Below are 6,676 nucleotides of genomic sequence, written 5' to 3'. Positions count from 1 at the left end.
GGCTTCCACACCAGCTGCCCCGGCGCGGCCCTGACCGCCCGCCTCCCGGCCATCCGGGAACGGGCCGCCCGGCTCCAGGGCCGCCCGGCCACGACGCCCGCCCACAAGCCGGCCACGGCACCACCCCGCGTACCGGCCACGGCGCCACCCCGGGAGACCCGCGGCCCGCGCCCGCCCCTCCGCCCCACGACCGCACCCGGCACCGGCTCTCCCGGCACCGGCACCGAAGCGGGCGGCGGAAGGCACGGGAAACAGCCGTGAGGCCGTCATGTCCTGAACCGCTCCCACAGCCGGGGAAACCGCTCGGCCAGCACCCGGTCGTCCTCCAGGTCCAGCGGCGTGCCCTCCGGTTCGGCCGGGGGCGGCGCGAGGCCCAGGTCGGGGGCGACGGTGCCGGTCAGCTGCTCGTACGCCTCGTCCGCCGCGTACCCCAGCTCCTCGCCGTCGCCGTCGATCTCCTCGTCGAAGTCGCCCAGCAGCCCGGCCAGCGCGTCCGGATCGTGCAGGGCCCCCTCGAACACCTCCCGGCCCTGACCGATCAGCCAGCAGCGGAAGTAGTCGAACGCGTCGTCGCTGCACCCGTCCAGCAGCAGCCAGGCGGCACCCCACAGATCCCAGCGGTAGGCGCGGTTGTAGCGGGCCTCGAAGTGGCGGGCGAAGTCCAGGACCTGCTCCGGGTCCAGCCGCAGCAGCCGCTCCACGAGCAGGTCGGCCTGTTCCTCGGGGTCCCCCTCGGCGGCCCCGCGGGTGGAGTCGATCAGCTCCCAGAACTCCGTCTCGTCCATCACGCCACCAGCATCGGGCCTTACCCGGTGGCACGCACCCGGAGTACGACGGACCCGTTCAGCCGTCTTCACGGCGGTACAGTGCGACGGCACGGGCCGCGTCCGCCGCGAATCGCTCGCGCAGCGCGGCCGGCGCCAGCACCTCCGCCTCCGGCCCGAGCGCCGTCAGCTGCTCGTACGCGACCTCCTCCGACTCCACGGGCAGCGTCACCGTCACCCAGCCCGCCGCATCCGGCTCGCCCGGCTCCTCGAGAACCGACCGCGCGGCGGCCGGATCCACGGCGTGCCGCAGCCGGCGCACCCCCTCCGGAGAGAGCCGTACGACGACCTCCGCCCGCAGGATCGACCGGGCGAACCGCTCGGCCTGCTCCGCCCAGAAACCCGGCAGGTCGAACCCCGGGTCGCGGTCGAACCGCTCGCCGAGCCGGTCCACGGCGGTGAACCGGTCGATCCGGTACGTCCGGAAGGAGCCGTTTCCGGCCACCCGCGCGCACAGGTACCAGACACCGGCCTTCAGCACGAGCCCGTACGGTTCCAGCCGCCGCTCCACCGTGTCCCGCGCGCGCTTGTACCAGGCGAGCACCCGGCCGTCGTCCCACACCGCCTCGGCGAGCACCGGCAGCAGCGCGGGCGTCTCGGGCTCCCGGAACCAGGCGGGCGCGTCCAGGTGGAAGCGCTGCGCGGCGGTGTCCGGGGCGTCCCGCAGCGAGGGCAGCAGGGCCGCCGACACCTTCAGCCGGGCCGCCGAGGCGACGTCCGCCAGGCCCATCTCCCGCAGCGCCCCCGGCACCCCGCTCAGGAACAGCGCCTCGGCCTCGCCGCGGGCCAGCCCGGTCAGCCGGGTCCGGTACCCCCCGACCAGCCGGTACCCCCCGGCCCGCCCCCGGTCGGCGTACACCGGAACCCCCGCCTCGGACAACGCCTGGGCGTCCCGCGTCACCGTCCGCTCCGACACCTCCAGCTCCCGCGCCAGCTCGGCGGCGGTCATGAGGGGCCGGGACTGGAGTAGCAGAACCATCTTGATGAGCCGGGCCGCACGCATGCGCCCATGATGCCAACAGGCCCCCGCCGAAGCGGGGGCCTGTTCGATGACCGGGTCCGTTACAGCCCGTACTTCTCCCGGGCCTCCTTGACCGCCGTCGCCTTGACCTCGCCGCGGCGGGCGAGCTGGGCCAGGGCGGCCACGACGATCGACTCGGCGTCGACGCCGAAGTGGCGGCGGGCGGCCTCACGGGTGTCCGACAGACCGAAGCCGTCGGCGCCCAGCGAGGACCAGTCCTGCTCGACCCACTGCGCGATCTGGTCCGGGACCTGGCGCATGTAGTCGGAGACCGCGAGCACCGGGCCCTCGGCGCCCTGGAGGGCCTGGCGGACGTACGGCACCCGGTCCTCGCCGCGCAGCAGCGCCGCGTCGGCCTCCAGCGCGTCCCGGCGCAGCTCGGTCCAGGAGGTCGCGGACCACACGTCCGCGGCCACGCCCCACTCCTCGGCCAGCAGCTTCTGCGCCGTGAGGGCCCAGTGGATCGCCGTGCCGGAGCCCAGCAGCTGGATGCGCGGGGCGCCCGCCGGCACGGTGATGCCCGCGGACTCGGCCGTGTTGAAGCGGTACAGGCCCTTGACGATGCCCTCGTCGATGCCGAGGCCCTGCGGCTTGGCCGGCTGCGGCAGCGGCTCGTTGTAGACCGTCAGGTAGTAGAAGACGTTCTGGTCCTCGCCCGGCTTGGCCTCGCCGTACATCCGGCGCAGACCCTCACGGACGATCACCGCGATCTCGTAGGCGAACGCGGGGTCGTACGTCAGCGCGGCCGGGTTGGTCGCGGCGATCACCGGGGAGTGGCCGTCGGCGTGCTGGAGGCCCTCGCCCGTCAGGGTCGTACGGCCCGCCGTCGCGCCGATCAGGAAGCCGCGGCCGAGCTGGTCGCCGAGCTGCCACATCTGGTCGGCCGTGCGCTGCCAGCCGAACATCGAGTAGAAGATGTAGAACGGGATCATCGCCTCGCCGTGCGTCGCGTACGACGTCGAAGCGGCGATGAAGTCGGCCATCGAACCGGCCTCGGTGATCCCCTCGTTGAGGATCTGGCCGTTCTTGGCCTCCTTGTAGTACATCAGCTGGTCACGGTCGACCGGCTCGTACGTCTGGCCCTTGGGCGAGTAGATGCCCAGGGACGGGAAGAGGCTCTCCATGCCGAAGGTGCGCGCCTCGTCCGGGACGATCGGCACCCAGCGCTTGCCCGTCTCCTTGTCGCGGACCAGGTCCTTGATCAGGCGGACGAACGCCATGGTGGTGGCCACGTTCTGGGAGCCGGAGCCCTTGTCGAAGGAGACGAACGCCTTCTCGGCCGGGGCCGGCAGCGCGGGGATCGCGTGGGTGCGGCGGGCCGGAGCCGGGCCGCCGAGGGCCGCGCGGCGCTCCTGGAGGTAGCGCACCTCCGGGGAGTCGGCGCCCGGGTGGCCGTAGGGCACCACGCCGTCGACGAAGTCGCTGTCCTTGATCGGCAGCTCCAGCCGGTCGCGCATCGCCTTGAATTCGTCCACCGTCAGCTTCTTCATCTGGTGGTTGGCGTTCTTCGACGCGAAGCCCTCGCCCAGGGTGTGGCCCTTGACCGTCTGGGCCAGGATCACGGTCGGCGCGCCCTTGTGCTCGACGGCGGCCTTGTACGCGGCGTAGACCTTGCTCGCCTCGTGGCCACCGCGCGAGACGTGGAAGCACTCGAGGATCTTGTCGTCGCTCAGCAGCTTGGCCATCTCGGCCAGCGCCGGGTCCTTGCCGAAGAAGTCCTCGCGGATGTAGGCGGCGTCGCGGGTCTGGTACGTCTGGACCTGCGCGTCCGGTACCTCGCGCAGCCGGCGGACCAGCGCGCCCGTGGTGTCCAGGGCGAACAGCTCGTCCCAGGCCGTGCCCCACAGCGTCTTGATCACGTTCCAGCCGGCGCCGCGGAACTGGGCCTCCAGCTCCTGCACGATCTTGAAGTTGGCGCGGACCGGGCCGTCCAGGCGCTGGAGGTTGCAGTTGATGACGAAGGTGAGGTTGTCCAGCTGCTCACGCGAGGCCAGCGCGAGGGCGGCCGTGGACTCCGGCTCGTCCATCTCGCCGTCGCCGAGGAAGGCCCAGACGTGGGAGGCGGAGACGTCCTTGATGCCGCGGTTGGTCAGGTAGCGGTTGAACCGCGCCTGGTAGATCGCCGACAGCGGGCCGAGGCCCATGGAGACCGTGGGGAACTCCCACAGCCAGGGCAGCCGGCGCGGGTGCGGGTAGGAGGGCAGGCCGTTGCCGCCGGCCTCCTGGCGGAAGTTGTCCAGGTGCGCCTCGTTCAGGCGGCCGTCGAGGAAGGCGCGGGCGTAGATGCCGGGGGAGGCGTGGCCCTGGATGTACAGCTGGTCGCCGGAGCCGTCGCCCTCCTTGCCCTTGAAGAAGTGGTTGAAGCCGGTCTCGTACAGCCAGGCGGCGGAGGCGAAGGTCGCGATGTGGCCGCCGACGCCGTGCTTGCTGCCCCGGGTCACCATGGCCGCCGCGTTCCAGCGGTTCCACGCGGTGATCCGGGCCTCCATCTCCGGGTCACCGGGCAGGGCCGGCTCCGCGGAGGTGGGGATGGTGTTGACGTAGTCGGTCTCGAGGAGCTTCGGCAGCGCGATGCCGCCCGCCTCGGCGCGCTCCAGCGTGCGGCGCATCAGGTACGCGGCGCGGTGCGGTCCGGCTTCCCTGGCGACGGCGTCCAGGGAGGCCTGCCATTCGGCGGTCTCCTCCGGGTCGCGGTCCGGGAGCTGGTCGAGCGCGCTCGGCTGGATGGCGTTGGGGTCGGTCATGTCGCCGCCTTCCTCAGTCGAAGGGGGTTCCCTCATCGTCAAGGGTTCGGGGGTGCCCTAGGTCTTTGGCAGGACAGGGCAGCGAACTTCGGTGGAAGTCCGTCGGCGACTGTAACCCTCTGATCGATGATCGATCAAAGGGTTGAGGGTGAAAAAGTCTCGATTCCGAGAAAGTAGGCACCCGGTGCCTTCGAAATGGGCACCCGGTGCCGCCTTGGAGAGGGGTTTTCGCAGGTGAGCGGGGGTATGCTCGGCTGGGTCAGGCGCGCGGCGCGCACCCCAGCACATGCGCCTTCACCAGCTCCGCGATCCGCGGGTCACGGCGCTGGAACGCCTGCACCAGCTCCTCGTGCTCCTCCGCGTACGACTGCTGGACCGTGCCCAGCCAGCGGATCGACAGCGCCGTGAAGACCTCGATGCCCAGGCCTTCCCACGTGTGCAGCAGCACCGAGTTGTGCGCGGCCCGCACCAGCTCCCGGTGGAAGCCCACCGTGTGCCGCACCTGGGCCGTGCCGTCCGCCTTCCGGTCGGCCTCGTACAGGGCCGCGACGTGCGGCTCCAGCGCCGAGCAGTCCTCCGCGAGCCGCTCCGCCGCCAGCTCGGCGGCGATCGCCTCCAGGCCCGCCCGGACCGGGTAGCTCTCCTCCAGGTCGGCCGCCGTCAGATTGCGGACGCGTACGCCCTTGTTCGGCGCCGACTCGATCAGCCGCAGCGACTCCAGCTCGCGCAGCGCCTCCCGCACCGGGGTCTGGCTGACCTCCAGCTCGGTGGCGATCCGCCGCTCCACGATCCGCTCACCCGGCTGCCAGCGCCCGCTGACGATTCCCTCCACGATGTGCTCGCGGATCTGCTCGCGCAGCGAGTGGACGACGGGCGCGGTCATGACGGCTCCTTAGGGAGGGGCCGTCCTGCGGCCCCCGGGGGCTTTGACGCTTAGACAATACGGCTGCTTCGCTCCGCGGGGAGGGCGCGCGGGGGCGCTTTGACGCAGGTGAGACGAGCCTTACACGGTGCGCACCCGGACAAACACGAACACCCCGCCCGGAAGAACTCCGGACGGGGTGCCGCACGCCTGATCAGGCGCGATGGGGCTGGGGGCCGAGCTCCACGTCGCTCGGGTGCTCGGCCCGGGAGCCGCTCAGAGGCCCAGCTCGACCTCGAACTCGCCCGCCTCCAGGATCGCCTTGACCGCCGTGAGGTAACGGGCCGCGTCGGCGCCGTCGACCAGACGGTGGTCGTAGGAGAGGGTCAGGTAGGTCATGTCGCGGACGCCGATGACCGTGCCCTCCTCGGTCTCGATGACGGCCGGACGCTTGACCGTGGCACCGATGCCGAGGATCGCGACCTGGCCCGGCGGCACGATGATCGTGTCGAACAGCGCGCCGCGCGAACCGGTGTTGGAGATGGTGAAGGTCGCGCCGGACAGCTCGTCCGGGGTGATCTTGCCCGCCCGGACCTTGCCCGCCAGCTCCGCCGTGGCCTTGGCGATGCCCGCGATGTTCAGGTCGCCGGCGTTCTTGATGACCGGGGTCATCAGGCCCTTCTCGGAGTCCACCGCGATACCGACGTGCTCGGTGTCGAAGTAGGTGATGGTCCCCTCGGCCTCGTTGATCTTGGCGTTGATGACCGGGTGGGCCTTCAGCGCCTGCGCGGCGGCCTTGACGAAGAACGGCATCGGGGAGAGCTTGACGCCCTCACGGGCCGCGAAGGAGTCCTTCGCCCGGCCGCGCAGCTTCATCAGGCGCGTGACGTCGACCTCGACGACCGACGACAGCTGCGCCTGCTCGTGCAGCGCCTTGACCATGTTGTCGCCGATGACCTTGCGGATGCGGGGCATCTTGACGGTCTGGCCGCGCAGCGGGGAGGCCTCCAGCGCCGGGGCCTTCTTGGCGGCGGCGGCCGGGGCGGCCGCGGCGGGGGCCGGGGCGGCGGCGGTCTTCGCGGCCTCGGCGGCGGCGAGGACGTCCTGCTTGCGGATCCGGCCGCCGACGCCGGTGCCCTTGACGGTGGCCAGGTCGACGCCGTTCTCGGCGGCGAGCTTGCGCACCAGCGGGGTCACGTACGCGCCCTCGTCGGTCGCCTGGGTG

Annotated in this window: 5 protein-coding genes and 1 pseudogene; 1 reads left to right on the top strand and 5 read right to left on the bottom strand. The window is 72.0% G+C overall.

What is annotated here, in order from left to right:
• A pseudogene (locus tag H5J33_RS37585) lies at positions 1–84 on the top strand (N-acetylmuramoyl-L-alanine amidase); the annotation flags it as partial.
• 182 nt (positions 85–266) lie between these two features.
• On the opposite strand, the gene H5J33_RS19015 reads toward H5J33_RS37585, so the two are convergent.
• From H5J33_RS19015 to sucB, 5 genes are all read right to left on the bottom strand, one after another.
• Complete coding sequence (locus H5J33_RS19015; protein WP_181796133.1) at positions 267–785, bottom strand: DUF4240 domain-containing protein; 519 nt, start codon at positions 783–785, stop codon at positions 267–269.
• Positions 786–843: 58 nt separating this feature from the next.
• Complete coding sequence (locus tag H5J33_RS19010) at positions 844–1,827, bottom strand: YafY family protein (protein WP_181796132.1); 984 nt, start codon at positions 1,825–1,827, stop codon at positions 844–846.
• Positions 1,828–1,886: 59 nt separating this feature from the next.
• A complete protein-coding gene (aceE, locus tag H5J33_RS19005; RefSeq protein ID WP_181796131.1) occupies positions 1,887–4,589 on the bottom strand; it encodes a pyruvate dehydrogenase (acetyl-transferring), homodimeric type in 2,703 nt (900 codons plus the stop codon).
• 259 nt (positions 4,590–4,848) lie between these two features.
• Entirely contained in the window at positions 4,849–5,472 is a 624-nt protein-coding gene (locus H5J33_RS19000) for a GntR family transcriptional regulator (protein ID WP_030783170.1), read from the bottom strand.
• A 255-nt stretch (positions 5,473–5,727) separates the two neighbouring features.
• A partial coding sequence (gene sucB / locus H5J33_RS18995; RefSeq protein ID WP_181796130.1) for a 2-oxoglutarate dehydrogenase, E2 component, dihydrolipoamide succinyltransferase occupies positions 5,728–6,676 on the bottom strand: 949 nt, incomplete at its 5' end.

This window comes from Streptomyces sp. WELS2 (assembly GCF_013870595.1).
Lineage (GTDB): Bacteria > Actinomycetota > Actinomycetes > Streptomycetales > Streptomycetaceae > Streptomyces.
This window is presented reverse-complemented; position numbering and strand designations above follow the sequence as displayed.

Coding starts and splice junctions, on each gene's coding strand:
- H5J33_RS19000 (WP_030783170.1), bottom strand. CDS start 5,472: ATGACCGCGCCCGTCGTCCACTCGCTGCGCGAGCAGATCCGCGAGCAC.
- H5J33_RS19010 (WP_181796132.1), bottom strand. CDS start 1,827: ATGCGTGCGGCCCGGCTCATCAAGATGGTTCTGCTACTCCAGTCCCGG.
- H5J33_RS19015 (WP_181796133.1), bottom strand. CDS start 785: ATGGACGAGACGGAGTTCTGGGAGCTGATCGACTCCACCCGCGGGGCC.
- aceE (WP_181796131.1), bottom strand. CDS start 4,589: ATGACCGACCCCAACGCCATCCAGCCGAGCGCGCTCGACCAGCTCCCG.